This is a genomic window from Massilia horti (assembly GCF_004614195.1).
In the GTDB taxonomy this organism is placed as follows: domain Bacteria; phylum Pseudomonadota; class Gammaproteobacteria; order Burkholderiales; family Burkholderiaceae_D; genus Telluria; species Telluria horti.
The window spans coordinates 170,306-187,890 of sequence record NZ_SPUM01000047.1; the positions used below are offsets into that span (position 1 = coordinate 170,306).

18 protein-coding genes are annotated in these 17,585 nt (G+C 63.3%); 9 read left to right on the forward strand and 9 right to left on the reverse strand.

The window, feature by feature from the left end; translation table 11 throughout:
- The first annotated feature begins 13 nt into the window (after positions 1-13).
- The 5 genes from E4O92_RS08660 to E4O92_RS08675 all read left to right on the forward strand — a co-directional run bounded on the left by E4O92_RS08660 (position 14) and on the right by E4O92_RS08675 (position 3,743).
- Positions 14-277 carry a hypothetical protein gene (locus E4O92_RS08660; protein ID WP_135189365.1) on the forward strand — a complete coding sequence of 88 codons (264 nt, stop codon included), beginning with the start codon at positions 14-16 and terminating at the stop codon, positions 275-277.
- A gap of 117 nt (positions 278-394) precedes the next feature.
- Positions 395-784 (forward strand): hypothetical protein, encoded by a 390-nt coding sequence (locus E4O92_RS08665; protein ID WP_135189366.1) that lies wholly within the window; start codon positions 395-397, stop codon positions 782-784.
- 354 nt (positions 785-1,138) lie between these two features.
- The gene (locus E4O92_RS24780) at positions 1,139-1,435 is read left to right on the forward strand and encodes a hypothetical protein (RefSeq protein ID WP_167759738.1); all 297 of its coding nucleotides are present in this window, start codon (positions 1,139-1,141) and stop codon (positions 1,433-1,435) included.
- A 265-nt stretch (positions 1,436-1,700) separates the two neighbouring features.
- Positions 1,701-3,206, forward strand: coding sequence for a peptide MFS transporter (locus tag E4O92_RS08670; RefSeq protein ID WP_135189367.1), 1,506 nt, complete (start codon positions 1,701-1,703; stop codon positions 3,204-3,206).
- A 6-nt stretch (positions 3,207-3,212) separates the two neighbouring features.
- Positions 3,213-3,743, forward strand: a complete 531-nt coding sequence (locus E4O92_RS08675) for a GNAT family N-acetyltransferase (RefSeq protein ID WP_135189368.1) — start codon at positions 3,213-3,215, stop codon at positions 3,741-3,743.
- Here the strand turns inward: E4O92_RS08675 and E4O92_RS08680 are convergent.
- Positions 3,740-5,005, reverse strand: coding sequence for an arsenic transporter (locus E4O92_RS08680; RefSeq protein WP_229483178.1), 1,266 nt, complete (start codon positions 5,003-5,005; stop codon positions 3,740-3,742). The genes E4O92_RS08675 and E4O92_RS08680 overlap by 4 nt on opposite strands.
- Before the next feature lie 166 nt (positions 5,006-5,171).
- On the opposite strand from E4O92_RS08680, the gene E4O92_RS08685 reads away from it, so the two are divergent.
- On the forward strand, positions 5,172-6,389 hold the full coding sequence (locus E4O92_RS08685) for a pyridoxal phosphate-dependent aminotransferase (protein ID WP_135189370.1): 1,218 nt from the start codon (positions 5,172-5,174) through the stop codon (positions 6,387-6,389).
- Between the two features lie 11 nt (positions 6,390-6,400).
- Here E4O92_RS08685 and map read toward each other — a convergent pair whose 3' ends face one another.
- Both map and E4O92_RS08695 read right to left on the reverse strand, forming a co-directional pair.
- Positions 6,401-7,168: a type I methionyl aminopeptidase gene (gene map / locus E4O92_RS08690; RefSeq protein WP_135189371.1), complete on the reverse strand. Its 768-nt coding sequence runs from the start codon at positions 7,166-7,168 to the stop codon at positions 6,401-6,403.
- Positions 7,165-7,377, reverse strand: a complete 213-nt coding sequence (locus E4O92_RS08695; RefSeq protein ID WP_135189372.1) for a ParD-like family protein — start codon at positions 7,375-7,377, stop codon at positions 7,165-7,167. Before E4O92_RS08695 ends, map begins: the two co-directional genes overlap by 4 nt.
- Positions 7,378-7,608: 231 nt before the next feature.
- Here E4O92_RS08695 and E4O92_RS08700 point away from each other — a divergent pair, with 231 nt between their 5' ends.
- From E4O92_RS08700 to E4O92_RS08710, 3 genes are all read left to right on the forward strand, one after another.
- A complete protein-coding gene (locus tag E4O92_RS08700; protein ID WP_135189373.1) occupies positions 7,609-9,237 on the forward strand; it encodes a M28 family peptidase in 1,629 nt (542 codons plus the stop codon).
- A 68-nt stretch (positions 9,238-9,305) separates the two neighbouring features.
- A complete protein-coding gene (locus E4O92_RS08705) occupies positions 9,306-11,066 on the forward strand; it encodes a DUF885 domain-containing protein (protein ID WP_135189374.1) in 1,761 nt (586 codons plus the stop codon).
- A gap of 244 nt (positions 11,067-11,310) precedes the next feature.
- Positions 11,311-12,228 carry a DMT family transporter gene (locus E4O92_RS08710; protein WP_135189375.1) on the forward strand — a complete coding sequence of 306 codons (918 nt, stop codon included), beginning with the start codon at positions 11,311-11,313 and terminating at the stop codon, positions 12,226-12,228.
- Positions 12,229-12,317: 89 nt separating this feature from the next.
- On the opposite strand, the gene E4O92_RS08715 is transcribed toward E4O92_RS08710, so the two are convergent.
- From E4O92_RS08715 to ligA, 6 genes are all read right to left on the reverse strand, one after another.
- Positions 12,318-13,004 carry an SOS response-associated peptidase gene (locus E4O92_RS08715; protein WP_135189376.1) on the reverse strand — a complete coding sequence of 229 codons (687 nt, stop codon included), beginning with the start codon at positions 13,002-13,004 and terminating at the stop codon, positions 12,318-12,320.
- Between the two features lie 8 nt (positions 13,005-13,012).
- Positions 13,013-13,501, reverse strand: coding sequence for a hypothetical protein (locus E4O92_RS08720; RefSeq protein WP_135189377.1), 489 nt, complete (start codon positions 13,499-13,501; stop codon positions 13,013-13,015).
- Positions 13,502-13,615: 114 nt separating this feature from the next.
- Complete coding sequence (locus E4O92_RS08725) at positions 13,616-14,092, reverse strand: hypothetical protein (protein WP_229483180.1); 477 nt, start codon at positions 14,090-14,092, stop codon at positions 13,616-13,618.
- A 14-nt stretch (positions 14,093-14,106) separates the two neighbouring features.
- On the reverse strand, positions 14,107-14,643 hold the full coding sequence (def, locus tag E4O92_RS08730) for a peptide deformylase (RefSeq protein ID WP_135189378.1): 537 nt from the start codon (positions 14,641-14,643) through the stop codon (positions 14,107-14,109).
- On the reverse strand, positions 14,640-15,533 hold the full coding sequence (galU, locus tag E4O92_RS08735; protein ID WP_135189379.1) for a UTP--glucose-1-phosphate uridylyltransferase GalU: 894 nt from the start codon (positions 15,531-15,533) through the stop codon (positions 14,640-14,642). Before galU ends, def begins: the two co-directional genes overlap by 4 nt.
- On the reverse strand, positions 15,530-17,581 hold the full coding sequence (ligA, locus tag E4O92_RS08740; protein ID WP_135189400.1) for an NAD-dependent DNA ligase LigA: 2,052 nt from the start codon (positions 17,579-17,581) through the stop codon (positions 15,530-15,532). The genes galU and ligA overlap by 4 nt, the downstream gene beginning before the upstream one ends.
- Positions 17,582-17,585: the final 4 nt, after the last annotated feature.

Here is a 17,585-nt window from a genome sequence, read left to right on the forward strand (position 1 = left end):
ACCGGAGGCGATCATGAAGCAGATCTTGCAACCAATCTTCGCGGGTGGCGCGCTCGTGCTGGCATTGTCCGCGTGCAGCAGCACGGGCACCACTGCCGACCAGACATCGGGCAGCAGCAACACCGGCGCCACGTCCAGCAGCACCGGAGAAGACGAAGGCAGCACGCCCGTCAAGTCCGGCGCCATCCCGCCACCCGTGATCGACAACTCGAGCACTGGCAACGTCATCGACGACCGCGTCAACAGCAATCGCGACATACCGGGCACGAACCGCTGAGAAGGCTCCGCAATATCAGGCTATTCCTACATAGCACTCAGGGTGCTCCTATTGGCCCGCTTTTCACAAAAGTCGATCATTTCTCGATCATTCCGTTTTACGTGAAAGGGAGCGGCCATGAACAGGATCTTCTACATCATCGCCGGGGGCATCATGTCCGTGGCAATGGCGGCCTGCAGTTCAAACCCTACTGCCCGTGAAAACACCGGGGGCACGGCGGGTATCGGCTCGACGATCACGAGCGACATTGAGGGCACGGGCGGCACCAGCGGAGCGCGCGCGCCCCAAACCGGATACGGCTATCAATCCGGCGGCACCTACCAGTCCGGTGGCTCCCAATCCGGTGGCTACCAGTCCGGTGGCGGCTACCAGTCCGGCGGCGACCAGTCCGGTCAATCCGGTTCTGGCTACCAGTCTGGCTCAGGCACCCCGTCTGGCTCGAGCGGCCAATCTGGCTCGAGCGGCCAATCCGGCTCGGGCAGCCAGTCTGGCGACGGCTACCAATAACCGCTCCTGAATATACTCTGCGGACGGTCGCCCGGGTGTCAGGACAGCACCGCAATTGCCCGCTTCCTCGCGGGCATGCGCCCCATGCGTTGCGGCTCGCCGCCGATCCACCGGCCTGGGCGAATTTCCCTGGCCAGTGGTATTGGTTCAGCGACGCGCAATGACATGGGGGCGCCAATACGACCGTAATGAATCGCGATCGAAAAACATCGCGACCGGAATGAATCGCTGCCGACAGCCACGCGAATACGGCAGCCGAACCATACGTTCACCTATCCCTTTGGGCGACGTTTCTTTAATACTGGCTGGGATAGCCAGAATGATTATGGCGTCATCATGATCAAGGAGATGACCATGAATCACCATTCGCACCGCCTGATACTGGGCGGCCTTCTCACCCTTGCCCTCGCAGCCTGCAGCTCGGTGAAGGGCACCCCCGACGACGGCTCCGGCGTCAGCGGCAGCACGGGGACGCAAGGCAGCGCCGGCTCCGGCGTGACCGGCTACAACGACGAGGGCGGCACCAGCAACAAGGGCACGGGCGGCACCGGCTTCAGCTCGTCCCCGGCCGGCACCGGCACACCGAACGCGGCGGCCGCCAGCGGCGGCAAGTCCTCCGGCGGCAAGTCCTCCGGCGGTACTTCACATTGACGAAGCACCGCATGCAAGTAACTGATTCCTTGTAAAGATCAATCTGCCCCGGTCTGTCCGGCCGGGCGCTTCGCTCCCCATTTCAATTCCCATAGCGCGTCGGCGGCCTTGCTCGCCGTATGGGCGTTCGCTTGCCCCTGCTCTGGCTCAGGCAATGCATACGTCAAGATTGCGCGGCGCCGCCTTGTCGCGTAGCATCCGTGAATTGCCGCGCCCGCCCACCAGGCGTTTGCGCAGCGCACAACGACAATTCATGGGGACCCTGATGAAAAACGACATAGCCGCACTGCCCTATTCCCAGACTCGCTCGTTCAGCACCATCTTCCTGATCGAGCTGTGGGAACGCTTCGGCTACTACGGCATGCAGGCACTGATCGTGTACTACATGGTCGAGCGCCTCGGCTTTGAAGACAGCCGCGCCAACATGGTGTGGAGCGCCGCCGCGGCGCTGATCTACGTGGCGCCGGCAATCGGCGGCTGGATCGGCGACAAGGTGCTCGGCACCAAGCGCTGCATGATGCTCGGCGGAATGATCCTGACCCTCGGTTACGCGCTGATGGCGGTGCCGACCGAGAACACCTGGTTCCTGTTCTGCGCGCTCGGCGTGATCGTGGTCGGCAATGGCCTGTTCAAGCCCAACACCGCCAACCTGGTGCGCAAGATCTATGAAGGCGACGATTCGAAAATCGACAGCGCCTTCACGATGTATTACATGGCCGTAAATGTCGGCTCGACCATCTCGATGCTGGCAACGCCCTGGATCAAGGACTACGTCAACGCCACCTGGGGCGGGAACCTCGGCTGGCACGCCGCGTTTGCCGTGTGCAGCATCGGCCTGGTGATCGGCCTGCTCAACGTGATGCTGATGCGCGCGACGATCCGCCATGTCGGTTCGCTGCCGGACGAGCGTCCGCTCGACTACGGCAAGCTGGCCGCGGTGCTCGCCGGCGGCGTGGTGGCGGTCGGCATCTCGGCTGTCATCCTGGAATACCAGAGCCTGGCACGGATGTTCGTCTACCTGGCCGGCGTGGTCGTGCTCGGCATCTTCATCCACCTGATCCGCAAAAGCGTCGTGAGCGAACGCGCCGGCCTGGTCGCGGCCCTCGTGCTGACCCTGCAGATCGTGTTCTTCTTCATCTTCTACCAGCAGATGTCGACCTCGCTGTCGCTGTTCGCGCTGCGCAACGTCAATCTCGACTTCTCGATCTTCGGCGCACACCTGTTCACCTGGGCGCCGGCCCAGTTCCAGGCCCTGAACGCGATCTGGATCATGGTGCTCAGCCCGGTGCTGGCCTGGATCTACACCGTGGCCGCGCGCTCGGGCAAGGACCTGTCGATCGCCGGCAAGTTCGCGCTCGGTTTCGCGGCCGTCGCCGTCGGATTTTTCACCTACGGCGTGGCCGGCCAGTTCGCCGTCGGCGGCATGACCTCGTCGTGGATCATGGTCGCAGGTTACGGCTTCTACTCGCTGGGCGAACTGCTGGTCTCCGGCCTGGGCCTGGCAATGATTGCACGCTACGTGCCGGCCCGCATGGGCGGTTTCATGATGGGCGCTTACTTTGTCGCGACCGGTATCTCGCAGTACCTGGGCGGCGTGGTGGCCAACATGGCCAGCATCCCGAAGGACATGGTCGACCCGCTGCAGACCCTGCCGATCTACACGAGCCTGTTCAACAAGCTCGGGTTCCTGGCCACACTCTGCACCCTGATCGCGCTGGCCGCCCTGCCGCTGATGCGCAGGCTGACTGCGACCCACCAAGCGCAACATTAAGCGCGTATGGCGGTCCTGGAAACACCGCGCCTGCGGCTGGAACCGATGGCCGAAGCCCATCTGGAAGGCCTCCATGCGATGAACAGCGACCCGGCCGTGATGCGTTACATTACCGGCCGCGCCGAGTCGCTGGGTGAGACCCGCGCGATGATCGAGCGGGTCCAGGGCCGCTGGCGTACGATCGGCTATTCGTGGTGGTCGCTGTTCGAACGCGCCACGGGTGAACTGATCGGCGCCGCCGGCGTGCAACACCTGGGTCAGGACCCGGCCAACCCGCTCGAGCTGGGCTGGCGCCTTCGCCGCGACAAGTGGGGCCAGGGCTTTGCATCCGAGGTAGCGCAGCGCATGGCGGAGTATGCGTTCGGCACGCTACAAGGCGAACTGGTGTGCGCAATCTGCCGGCCCGACAACCGCGCTTCCGCGCATGTGATGGAAAAGCTCGGCATGCGTTACAAAGGGCAGGAAACCTGGCACGGCCACGACTCCTCGGTCTACCAGATCACACGCAGCGAGTGGAATGCGCGCCGCGCCGCCTAGCGTCCTGGCATCGACCAGCTTGCAAGAACAAACAAGGTCAGCAGCACGGCGACCGGCATCACCTGCACCCCGACCCGCAAGAATTGCAGGCGCCCGACCTTGATCCCCTCCTGCTGAAGCGCCGCCAGCCATAACACGGTCGACAGCGATCCTGGTACTGACAGGCTCGGCCCCAGGTCGATACCGACCAGGACACTGCCAGCCAGTTGCGGCGAAGCATGGACCAAACCCAGGACGGCGCCGGCGAAGAACGCGACCGGCAAATTGTTTGCGAGGTTGACCGCCAGCGCGATCACGATACCGCTCATCCAGATACCGGCGACCGGTGACTTGATCAGCAGCTCATCGAGCCAATGCGCAAGCATCTGCGTCATGCCCGTCTTGGAAAGCCCCGCCACCAGTACGAACAGACCCGCCACCAGCGGCAGGATATTCCACGAAATGCCACGCAGCACCGGCCACGCCAGGCCTGGCTTGTGCAGCGCGACGACAACCAACACCCCCGCCCCGGCGATGCATGCTGGCCAGCCGAGACTCCTGCCCAGTGCGGAAGCAACGAGCAGCAGCACGGCCATGACAGCAATCCCAATCGCAACCAGCTTGCCCTCGGACGCCAATCGGGGGACTGGCACGTCACGGGACACGGGCTCCCGCAATTCCTTGCGTCGGGACCAATACAAGGCGGCAAACGTGGCAGCAATGGCCATGCACGAAGCAGGGCCGAAATGGCCGATCCACGACGCAAGGGATGGCATGCGTCCGTCATACACCACAAGATTTGCCGGATTCGAAATCAGCAACAGGAAACTGGCGGCGTTGGCGACGAGTGCGCACGCGTACAGGTGCGGCATCGGCTTACCCAGCCCCGCCTTGCGCCCGGCTGCCAACACTGCCGGCGTCAGCACGACCGCGGCGGTATCGTTGGACATGAAGGCTGTCACGGCGATGCCGACCAGGTACACCAGGCAAAACAGGCGCCGCGACGACCCTTTGGCGGCGCGTACCGCCAGTGCCGCAATGTAATCGAACAGGCCGGAGGCGCGGGCAAGCTCCGCAATCAGCATCATCCCGACCAGGAAGAAATAGACCTCTTCTCCCTGGCCGGCGGCGGCAAGCGCTGCGCGCCACGTCAGTTGGCCGCTCAGGCAGAGCACCACCGCGCCCACGACCACCCATACCGCTTCCGGCAGGTTGAAGGGCTTGGCGAGGATGCCCGCGACGGACAGTGCCGCCACCAACCAGATGAAATGTGGCGAGTACATTGGCGTTGCCATGCATCGTGGGACGTGGAGCACGTCGCACAACCTTATCACTAGTCCGTACTTCCGGGCGCAACGCCGAACACATCGGAAGCGAGCGCGGCCAAACGCCGCCCGCCGCGTTCGTATAAGATGGCAGGATTCTTCTTGCAGCAACGCTCAACAAAACATGGCAGACAGCACATCGAACAATCTTGACAGGCAGGCAGCACGCGCGCTGCAGGTAGCGCAGCGGGTACACGCAATCGAGCCATTCCGGGTGATGGAAATGCTCAAGGCCGCGGGCGAATTGAAGCGTTCCGGCATTGATGTGATCGGCATGAGCGTGGGCGAGCCCGATTTCACCGCGCCCGACATGGTTGCCGCCGCCGCGATGGACGCGATCCGCGCCGGCGCCACCCAGTACACCGACGCGCTCGGCCTGCCCGCTCTGCGCGAAGCGATCGCCTCTCATTACCAGCGCGCCTGCGGCCTGGCCGTCGATCCGCGCCGCGTGGTGGTCACCGCCGGCGCCTCGGCCGGGCTGCTGCTGGCCTGCGCGGCGCTGGTGGCGGAAGGCGACCAGGTGCTGATGCCCGATCCCTGCTACCCGTGCAACCGCCATTTCGTTTCCGCGTTTGGCGGCGCGCCGGTGCTGGTGCCATCATCCAGCGAAGAACGCTACCAGCTGACCGCGGACCATGTCGCCGCCAACTGGAACGAACGCACTCGGGGCGTGATCGTGGCCTCGCCTTCCAACCCGACCGGCACGACGATGACGGTGCAGCAGCTGCAGGGCATGCTGGCCGCGGTCCGCGCGCGCGGCGGCTTTGCCATCGTGGACGAGATCTACCAGGGCCTGTCGTACGACAGTGCGCCGGCGAGCGCCCTCGCCTTCGACGACGGCGTCATCACCGTCAACAGCTTCTCCAAGTATTTCAGCATGACCGGCTGGCGCCTGGGCTGGCTGGTGGTCCCGGAAGCGCTGGTGCCGGTGTTCGAAAAACTGGCCCAGAACCTGTTCATCTGTCCTTCGACCATTGCACAGCATGCGGCGCTCGCGTGCTTCCGCGACGATGCTATCGAGGTCTACGAACAGCGCCGCCTGGAATTCAAGCGCCGTCGCGACTTCCTCGTGCCGCAACTGCGTGAGCTGGGCTTTTCGGTGCCGGTGATGCCGGACGGCGCGTTCTACGTGTATGCCGACATCAGCCAGGTCGCCCATCCGGCAAGCGGAGACAGCGCCGCCTTCAGCATGGCCGTGCTCAATCAGGCCCACGTGGCGATCGTTCCCGGCGACGACTTCGGCTTTGCGGCACCGACACGCCATGTGCGCCTGTCGTACGCCACTGCCTACCAACGGCTGGAGGAAGCGGTGGCGCGGCTGGCGCGCATTGTCGGCGACTGATTGCGGCCCACTCAGTTCAACATCTTTTCCTCGGGGCGCAACGTTAAGACCCGCACGCCGTTTCGGGTCACGGCGACGGTATGCTCGAATTGCGCGGACAGTTGCCCATCGCGCGTGACGACTGTCCAGCCATCTTCTTCAGTCCGAACGGCACGGCGTCCTTGGTTAATCATCGGTTCGATGGTGAATACCATTCCTTCCCGCAGCACCAGACCCGTTTGCGGCTTTCCCCAATGCAGCACTTGGGGAGGCTCGTGCATTTCACGCCCAATGCCATGCCCGCAATATTCCCTCACGACTGAATAACCGTTTCTCCGAGCGTGCCGCTCGATGGCATGCCCCACATCGCCAAGTGTGGCGCCTGGACGAACGGCCTTGATGCCTTTCCACATCGCCTCGTAGGTCACTTGCACGAGTCGTTTAGCCAGCGGCGCTACCTCGCCAACAAGGTAGGTTTTGCTGGAATCAGCGATATAGCCATTTTTCTCTAACGTGATATCGAAATTAACGATATCCCCGCTTCGCAAGATATCTGTCGTGGATGGAACACCATGGCAAACCACGTTGTTGCGAGAGGAGTTAAGTGCGTAGGTATACCCGTACTGCCCTTTGCTTGCTGGGCGTGCATTGAGTGTCTTGACGATCAGGTCATCGACCAGATTGTTAATCTGCATGGTGGACATGCCGATCAAGTTCAACCGATCCAAATGGCCAAACACATCCGCCAGCAACTTGCCTGATTCCGCCAGCAATGCGATTTCTGCTGGTCGCTTGGTCACGTCGAAGCCACCCTGACAGCTTGCGGCACAACGCCCGCGGCTCGCAATTCCCGGGCGACGATCTCGTTGAAACTCTGCGTCGGATTCAGTTCGCACAACATGCCAATCTTGATCCAGAAGGCCGCTTGCGCATTGATCGACCGGCACGACACCGCGCTCGCTTTGCGGATTTGATCGTGCAAATCTTCATCGATGTTCACGATGCCCATGCCACTCTCCTTATATGATTCATATACGAATCATATATTGTTTCTCCGATGAAGTGCAAGAGGAAGATCAAGGCCGAGTACAACCGGTTTAGGCCGCGTACTACGCCGGCGCTCAGTATGGCCGGGGCGACGCAGGAGGTATGCGGCGATGCCATTCTCATAGTCTTGAAGAAAATCAAGAACGGCCGTGGTAGCATCACTCGTTGCCAAGCTCATCCATATGCAGAATCCATGTCCCATTCCCGCCGTCTCCTGCCATCCACCCTCCTCGCTCTAACGATTCTCAGCCACACCGCACTCGCGCACAGCCAGCCTGTAGTCACCGAGGCGCCGCTGCGCGCGCATCTGGCGTTTCTCGCGGACGACCTGCTGGAAGGCCGCGGCACCGGCCAGCGCGGCGGCGAGCTGGCGGTGCGCTACCTCGAGACCCAGGCTGCGGCGATGGGCCTCAAGCCGGCCAGCGGCAACAGCTACCGGCAGCCGGTGAAATTGGTCGGTCAAAAGACCCTGCCAGGCAGCGTGCTGCGCTTTGCGGCCGGCTCCAAGACGCTCGCCCCGCAACTTGGTACCGACGTCGTGTTCGCCAATGCCAACGGCAAGACCGAGACCCGACTGGACGCGCCGGTCGTCTTCGTCGGCTACGGAATTCATGCCGAGGACGAGAACTGGAACGACTTCGCGGGCGTCGACGTCAAGGGCAAGGTCCTGATCGCGATGGTCAACGATCCCCAGCCCACCGCAGCCGAACCGAATCGCTTTGGCGGCAAGTCGCTTACCTGGTATGGCCGCTGGACCTACAAGTTCGAGGAAGCGGTGCGCCAGGGAGCCGCTGGCATCCTGCTGATCCACACGGATGCTTCCGCCAGCTATCCATGGAGCGTGCCGGCCAATAGCTTTTCGCACGAACAGTTCCATCTGGCCGGGCCTGGCAATGCGCTGCAGGGATGGATTTCGGAGGACAGCGCGCGCGCACTGTTCGCAGCGGGTGGCCACGACCTGGATGCATTACGCGCCGCAGCCGAGGTGCGCGGCTTTAAGCCGATCGATCTTGGCGCGACTGTCCACGCGGAGGTTGCCAGCGCGGTGCGCGAGATCACCGAATTTAACGTGGCCGGGATCGTGCCGGGAACCGACCCCAAGCTGCGCGACGAAGCGGTGATCTACTCGGCGCACTGGGACCATTTTGGAATCGACGCAGGCAACGGCAAGCCGGACCACATCTGGAACGGCGCGATCGACAATGCCTCCGGCAGCGCAGCGCTGCTGGCGATGGCGCAGGCGGCCAGCGCTCATCCGGCGCGCCGTACCCAGATTTTCCTGTGGCCGGCAGCCGAGGAACAGGGCCTGCTGGGCAGCGCTGCTTACGTGCGCGCCCCGCTTTGGCCCCTGGCGAAGACCGCCGCCGATCTGAACCTGGACAGCATGAACTTCGTCGGCAAGACGCGCGACATTGGTGTGCACGGCAGCGAACGCAGCTCGCTGTACAAGACTGCCGCGCAGGTGGCCGGGTCGATGGGCATGCGCCTGGCGCCGCCCGTGCCGGACCTGGGCGGAGCCTACTTCCGCGCCGACCACTTCAACTTCGCCAAGGCCGGCGTCCCAGCGTTCAATGTCGGCTCGGCCGTGTTCTCGGGCGACGGCAGCTTCGAGTTTGCGCACGACCAGGCAGCATCCAGCGCCGCGATGATCGGCTACACCAAGCGCTACCACCAGACTAGCGACGAGTACAACCCGGCCTGGGACTTGTCGGGCATGGTGCAGCAGGCGCAGTTCACGCTGAACCTGGGGTATGCGGTGGCCAATGCGCCACGTATGCCGACCTGGAACGCGAACGAGGCGTTCGCCAGGGTCAAGCGCTGACCGATCGCACGCCCCAACCAGCAGATCCCCCATCGACAACCAAACCTCAACCAGGAACGAGAACAACGATGAAGAAAAAGATCATTCTCACGACCGCGCTGGGACTGGCGCTGACAGCATCGGCCATCGCAGGCACCCCGGCCAGCGGCACCGCCGACCAGCGATTCAAGGCCATCTACAACACGGAATGGAAGTGGCGCGTCGCCCAGAACCTGGCCGCGGATGAGGACAATCGCGATACCGTGCGCGCGGTACTGCCGCGCGCCGACGCCAAGACCCAGCAGCAGCGCCTGGCCTATTGGCAGGGCGTGATGAAGCAGCTCGACACGCTCGATCCGTCCGCGCTTTCGCCCGCCGAGCGCGTCGACCATGACGTCTACCGCGCGCAGATCGCGGCATTCATCGAAGCCCTGCGCTTCAAAGAGTACGAGCAGCCGGTCAATGCCGACAGCGCCTTCTGGACCAACGTAACCTATACGCCGCGCCGCACTTTCAAGACTGCCGCCGACTACCATAACTTCATTCGTCAGATGGGCGAGCTGCCGCGCTACTTTGAAGAGGAAACCGCCAACATGCGCGCTGGCCTCGCGCGCGGCTTCACTCCGCCGAAGGTGACGCTCACAGGCCGCGACGCCTCGCTCGCATCGGTGGCCGAAGCGAAGGCGCCCGAGGATACGATCTTCTACCAGCCGTTCAAGTCCATGCCGGCCAGTATTCCCGCCGCCGAGCAGGCCGCCCTCCGTGCCCAGGCCGCGCAAACGATCCGCACCGCGGTGCAGCCAGCATATGCCGCGGTGCTTCAGTTCTTCCGCACTGAATACGTGCCCCACGCACGCGAGTCGCTGGCGGCCGAGAGCCTGCCGGACGGGAAAGCCTACTACCAGTCGAAGATCGTGGAATACACCACGACGCACCTCACCGCCGAGCAGATCCACGAGATCGGCCTGTCCGAAATGGCCAAGATCCGCACCGAGATGCAGCAGACGATGAAGGATGCCGGCTTCACCGGCGACCTGCCAGCGTTCCTGCACTTCCTGCGCACCGATCCGCGCTTTTACGCCAAGACGCCACAGGAGCTGCTGATGCACGCCGCGTGGGTGGCCAAAAAATTCGACGCCAAGGCAGAACGGTACTTTGGCTACCTGCCGCGCCGGCGCTTTGCGATCGTTCCGGTGCCAGACGACCAGGCGCCCTACTACACCGCTGGCCGCGGCGGCCCGGGCGTCTACCTGGTCAACACCTACAACCTGCCGGCGCGCGCTCTCTACAGCCTGCCCGCGCTGACCTTGCACGAGTCCGCACCCGGCCACGCGTTCCAGATGCCGGTGGCGATGGAGCAAAAAGGCGTTCCGCCGTTCAGGCGCGCCTACATCTCCGCCTTTGGCGAAGGCTGGGCACTCTACTCTGAACGCCTGGGCAGCGAAATGGGCATCTACGAGACGCCTTACGAAACGTTCGGCATGCTGAGCTACCAGGCGTGGCGTGCGGCGCGGCTGGTGGTCGACACCGGCATTCATGCCAAGGGCTGGACGCGCGAACAGGCGCAGGCCTACATGCACGAGAACACGGCGCTGGCGGAGCACGAGATCGAGACCGAGGTGGACCGCTACATCTCCTGGCCCGGCCAGGCGCTGTCGTACTACCTAGGCGAGATGGCGATCATGGCCGCGCGCAAAAAGGCCGAGGCGGCGCTTGGCGCACGGTTTGACATCCGCGCCTTCCACGACACCGTCCTGCAATTGGGATCGGTGCCGCTGCCCGTGCTCGAGGCGCGCATCGACCGCTTCATTGCCGAAGGAGGAAAAAGCCCTTACCCTCAAACCCTTTAGGCTGGGTGCGTAGGGTGCGCACCAGTGCGCACGCGGTACGTGTGCGTACCGGCGCCAACGACATTCAACCGTACCGCGTGCGCACAGGTGCGCACCCTACGGCATGCCGGCGCCATGCGGGGAACAGAACAACCTCTGAAGCGAGCATCTGCGCTCTCTGCTAAACTCGTAAAAGCCTGATTACTTCCGATCACCGGCATCACCGGGGGCAGGACAACACCCGGCGCATTCTGGAGATCCGTTTTTGAAGAACACCTGGCTTGGCATTGGCTGCGGCATCGTCGCAGGCGCCATGTGGGGGCTGGTATTCCTGGCCCCCGAACTTGCGCACGGCTTTGCGCCGCTCCAGCTGTCGGCTGGACGCTACCTTGCGTACGGCCTGGTCGCAGCGGCCCTGATCATCCCTTCGTGGCGCCGGCTCGCAGCCAGCTTGACCTGGACCGAATGGCGCGCCCTCGCCTGGCTCAGCCTGTGGGGGAACATCCTGTATTTTGTCCTGCTCGCGCACGCGGTGCAGACCGGCGGCATCGCAATGACCTCGCTGATCGTCGGCCTGCTGCCGGTGACCGTCACCCTGGTCGGCAGCCGCGAGCGCGATGCGGTGCCGTTCAAGCACCTGCTGCCGTCGCTGCTGTTCAGTAGCGCAGGGCTGGTGTGCATCGGCTGGCAGTCACTGCGCACCGCGGGTAACGGCTCGCTTGAAGGCATGCTGTGCGCGGCCGGCGCGCTGGTGTCCTGGACCATCTACGCGGTGCAGAACAGCCGCTGGCTGACACGGCTGCATCACGTTTCCGCACACGACTGGAGCCTGCTGACAGGCGTGGTGACCGGCGCCCAGGCGATTCTGCTCGCGGTGCCAGCCTTTATCTTCCTGCCCAATGCGCACGCGGACGCCGACTGGCTCTATTTCGGCGCCATCGTGACCGGCGTCGCGATCTGCGCCTCGGTGCTCGGCAACGCGTTCTGGAATCGCGCCAGTCGTCTGCTGCCGCTGACGATGATGGGTCAGATGATCCTGTTCGAGACGCTGTTCGCCCTGCTCTATGCGTTCATCTGGGAGAAGCGCCTGCCCACTGCACTGGAAACCGCCGCGATGGTTTTGCTGGTTGCCGGCGTTCTGTCATGCACAGCGGCGCACCGTAATCCGCAGCACGCCAACTGAGCAAACTAAGAACGCCAGTAAGGCCAAACAGATGAGCGGGCTTTGAAGCGCACGGCAAGCAGGGTTTGTTGGGCGCTCTAAAGCGCCGCCTAAAACAATGAATCGGAAGCGGGTTGCGTCTTTGAAGCCCGAGGCGCTTTTGGCGCGACCCAGGCCTTCATCGACTCGGCCGGATAATGACGGAGAAAACTACGGGCCATTTCCGTATCTTTGCAGGACAGCCACGCATCCAGATCGTCGTGTGGAAGTATGACGAGCGACCGTTTTTCATCCCCTGGCTTGTGAAAGCGCAGCATCAGCGGATGGTCGTCGGCATTAATCGTTATTTGGGTAAATGACGTCTGCACCTTGCCATCCGCCTGCTGCCATTCGCGCCACAGGCCGGCGACCAGGAACACCGATTCATCCTGCATGCCAATGCCGAAACGTTCGGCACGTCCGCTTTCGTAGCAAGGTTCGTAAAAACAGGTCATCGGCACGGCGCACAGCTGCAATTTGCGCCACGCCGGCGCAAACGAGCGCTTTTCGCCGATCGATTCGGCGCGTGCGTTCATGGTGTCGAATACTTTAACGCCGGGCGGAATATGATTACGCGGCACCATGCCATAGCTTGCCAGGCATAGCTCGCGCTGGCCGTCGCTGCCGCCGCGCAGGATCGGGGCCTGGTAGTCTTTCCAGGTTTCCGTTGGCCAGTCCCAGTCCTTGTAGAGGTCTACCAGGACGCCGAGTACGGCATCGAGCTGTTCGGGCAGGGGTGGACGAAAGTTAACGCACATGGTTGGAATTATCCATCAACTAGCACACTGGTCACCTTGCCTGATTCGATATGCGCGGTGAAATAGTGGCCAGCAGGTTCGACAAAATAATAGATGCACCATTCCCCGTTCGGCTCTCCGCCTGCCGGGATATCGATGCCATCAAGCACGAAAGCTTCCCGCCAGGAAGTTGGAAACGGCAGCTTGGTACATTCGGCAAACACCGGCTCGAACGCCGGCTGGCATCGTTCGAACAGCGCGTCGATGTTGGCGAGGGCCTGTTTGCAAAAGGCCTCCTCCGACGGCTCCGGGCCTTCCTCCGTACCGCGCATGGCGACGCCGATCGGTTTCGGCTGTCCCGGCACGTCCAGCTCCGCCTCCCAATAGCATGCCTCGGGATCCCTGCTGCCGTAATAGGTCATCTCGCCAAAGTATGGATGGCTCTTGCGAACTTCCCATGTCCTGCCAGAAAGATCGCGGGTCAAAAACTCGAGGAGCGAGCGCAGGAAGAGTGACATTTGGCACCTCCTAGCTGTTGGCACGAAATTTATTGCTGGTTACATCCTGCCATCGAAAAGTTGCAAATGCAACTGGGAGGCGGGAAGCAATCGCATCCGTGACAACGTCTCGCTTTATTCAGACAGTTTGAACTTAAACTGTATCGAAACCCCTCCATACAGGCGGTCCTTGTAGCTCGGGACCACGCCGACATTCACGCCAAAACGCTGGTATTCCCAGGTCGCAGTCGGAATCGCGGCCGGGAACCAGCCGCCACCCCGCATATGGGGATAGCCATTGAACATGGCAATGGACGCACCCACGCGCACCGGGCCCATCGCATAAGGCTGCCATATGACGCCGGCATAGTTGGAATACTGGCGATTGCTGTTGTAAAAACGGCCGACGGTGGCCGACATGGTGCCTAAAAACTTGTACTCGCCGCCCAGGCCATGGTTTTCGCCGTTAAGGCCCTTGCCGCTGTCGAAGTGCGCGGTCAGAAAACCACTGTTGACCCGGAATTCGCTCTGCGGCGCCGGATCGATCTTGTTGAACAGGGTCCCGGCATGCGCCGCTGTCGCAAAGGCGCACAGCAGCACTGCCGCCACCATTCGTCTTGAATGGCTCAATCATCCCCTCCGGATTCGAGGTCGGGGAACAAGATTTCGGTATAGCCGAAACGCGAAAAATCCTTGATCCGCGCGGGGTACAGGACACCCAGCAGATGGTCGACCTCGTGCTGCACCACGCGCGCATGGAAGCCCTCCACCTGGCGGATGATCGGGTTGCCGAGCTGGTCAAAACCCTCATAGAGCAGCCTGGAGTAACGCGGCACGCTGCCACGCAGGCCCGGCACCGACAGGCAGCCTTCCCAGCCCTCTTCCATCTCATCCGAGAGCGGGCGCAGGGTCGGGTTGATCAGTACGGTCTCCGGCACCTCGGGCGCCTCCGGGTAGCGGGTGTTATGTTGAAAACCGAAGATCACCAGCTGCAGGTTCTCGCCGATCTGCGGTGCGGCCAGCCCCGCGCCGTTCACGGCGTGCATGGTCTCGAACATGTCGGCAATTAGCGCGTCGAGTGCGGGCGTGTTGAACTCCTGGACCGGCTCGGCCACGCGCAGCAAGCGTGGGTCGCCCATCTTGAGAATCTCGCGTACGGTCATGTCAGGCCTTGCTCCTTATGCAGTTGTGCGAGGAATTCACGAAAGCCGTCCGCAGTCTCCGGGTGTTTCAGGCCGATGGCGGCGGTCGCCTTCAGGTATCCCAGCTTGGATCCACAATCATAACGCTGTCCCGCATAACGGTAGGCCAGCACACGCTCGGCCTGCATCAGGGCGGCGATACCATCGGTCAGCTGGATCTCGCCGCCGGTCCCGGTCCCCAGGTTTTCCAGGTACTTGAAGATCGCGCCGCTCAGCACGTAGCGGCCGACCACCGCCAGCGTCGAAGGCGCCTCGTCCGGCTGCGGCTTTTCCACGATGCCGGACACCAGCTCCAGGTCCGGCCGGTACGCCGTCGAGCTGACGATGCCGTATTGACGCGTGTTCGCGCGCGGCACGTCCTGCACCGCCAGCACGCTGCACTTCTCGTACGCGTACAGATCGGTCATCTGGGCCAGCACCGGCTTGTGGCCGGGCGCGGTGTCCATGAAGTCATCGGCCAGCAGCACGGCGAACGGCTCGTTGCCGACCACCGGCCGCGCGCACAGGACCGCATGGCCCAGGCCCAGCGGCTCGGACTGGCGGATGTAGATGCAGCTGATGTTCTTGGGGATCACCCCGCGCACCACGTCCAGCAGCTGCTGCTTGCCGGCCGCTTCCAGCTCGGATTCGAGCTCGTAGGCCTTGTCGAAGTGGTCCTCGATGGCACGCTTGTTGCGGCCGGTGATGAAGATCATCTCGGTAATGCCGGCGGCCACTGCCTCCTCGACCGCGTACTGGATCAGCGGCTTGTCGACGATCGGCAGCATCTCCTTCGGCTGCGCCTTCGTTGCGGGCAAAAAGCGGCTGCCCAGGCCCGCGACCGGGAATACGGCCTTCCTGATGATTGTCATTGTTCCTGCTCTTCCTGTTGTGGTTCGCCGTTCACTTGCGCCAGCAGCGCGCGCAGGCCGTCCTCATCGAGCACGGTAATGCCCAGCGCTTCGGCCTTGGCCAGCTTGCTGCCGGCCTCCTCGCCCGCGACCACGTACGACGTTTTCTTCGACACCGAGCCCGACACCTTGCCGCCCGCCGCTTCGATCAGCGCGCCGGCTTCGTCGCGCGTCAGGGTCGGCAGGGTCCCGGTCAGCACAAAAGTCTTGCCGGTGAGGCCGCCGTTCGCCTTCATCACGTGCTCGCCTTCCTTCCAGTGCAGGTGCTGGCGCAGTTCGGCCACCAGCGCCAGGTTATCCGGATCGGTCAGGAACTCGCTGATCGACTTGGCCACCACCGGGCCGATGTCGGGCACTTCGAGCAGCTGGATGCCGCCTTCCCACTGCGCCGCGTGCAGCAGCGCGTCAAGGTTGCCGAAGTGCTGGGCCAGCGCCTTGGCGGTCGACTCGCCCACGTTGCGGATCCCCAGCGCATAGATGAAACGCGCGAAGGTCGTGTTCTTCGAATGTTCGATCGCGTCCAGCACGTTCTGGGCCGACTTGTCGGCCATGCGCTCGAGAGAGCACAGCTTGGGCTTGTCCAGCTTGTAGATGTCGGCCGCGGTGCGCAGCAGGCCCTTGTCCACCAGTTGATCGACCAGTTGGTCGCCCATGCCTTCGATGTCGATCGCGCGGCGCGAGACGAACTGCAGCAGGCCGCCCTTGCGCTGCGCCGGGCAGTGGGTCCAGCCGCCCGAACAGCGCGCCACTGCCTCGTCCTCCAGGCGCACGATCGGCGAGCCGCATACCGGGCACTGGGTCGGCATCACGAATTCCCGCGCATCGGCGGGACGGCGCTCCGGCACATAGCTGACCACTTCCGGGATCACGTCGCCGGCACGGCGCACGATCACGGTGTCGCCGATGCGGATGTCCTTGCGCCGCACCTCGTTTTCGTTGTGCAGGGTGGCGTTGGTGACGGTGACACCGCCCACGAACACCGGCTGCAGGCGCGCCACCGGGGTGATCGCGCCGGTGCGGCCCACCTGCACTTCAATATCGTGCACGGTCGTCAGCGCTTCCTCTGCAGGGAACTTGTGGGCGAGCGCAAAGCGCGGCGCGCGCGAGACGAAACCAAGCGTCTCCTGGTCTTCCAGCCGGTTGACCTTGTAGACTACGCCGTCGATATCGTACGGCAGGCCCGGGCGCCGCTCGCCGACGTTGCGGTAGTAGCTGAGCAGGCCCTGTGCGCCCCGCACCACGGCGCTTTCCTTCGAGGTCGGCATGCCCAGGCGATGGAACCATTCGAGCAGAGCCGAGTGCGACTCGGGCATGTCGGCGCCTTCCAGCACGCCGATCCCGTAGGCGAAAAAGCGCAGCCGGCGCTGGGCGGTGATGCGCGAATCGAGCTGGCGCAGGCTGCCCGCCGCCGCATTGCGCGGGTTGGCGAATTCCTTCTGGCCGGCGTCGCGCTGGCGTTGGTTCAGCTTGTTGAAGTCGTCCTTGAACATCAACACTTCGCCGCGCACCTCGAGCACGCGCGGCACCGCCTCGCCATGCAGGCGCAGCGGGATCTCCTTCACGGTGCGGATGTTGGCTGTGACGTCCTCGCCGGTGGAACCGTCGCCGCGCGTGGCGGCCTGCACGAACATGCCGTTCTCGTAGCGCAGGCTGATCGCCAGGCCATCGTATTTGAGTTCGCAGGCATATTCGACCTGCTGCGCGTGTACGCCCTCGCGCACGCGGCGGTCGAAGTTCTCGACATCCTCATCCGAAAAGCCGTTATTCAGCGACAGCATGGGAACGGCATGCGTCACCTGCTTGAACTCGGGGATCGGCGCGGCGCCAACGCGCAAGGTCGGCGAATCGCTTGACACCGCTTGCGGATGCGCCGCTTCCAAGTCCTGCAGTTCGCGGAACATCTTGTCGTACTCGGCGTCCGGAATTGTCGGCGCGTCGAGCACGTGGTAGTTGTAGATGTGTTGGTTCAGTTCCCTGACCAGCCACGCCATGCGCGTCTGGTCGTCCATTTGT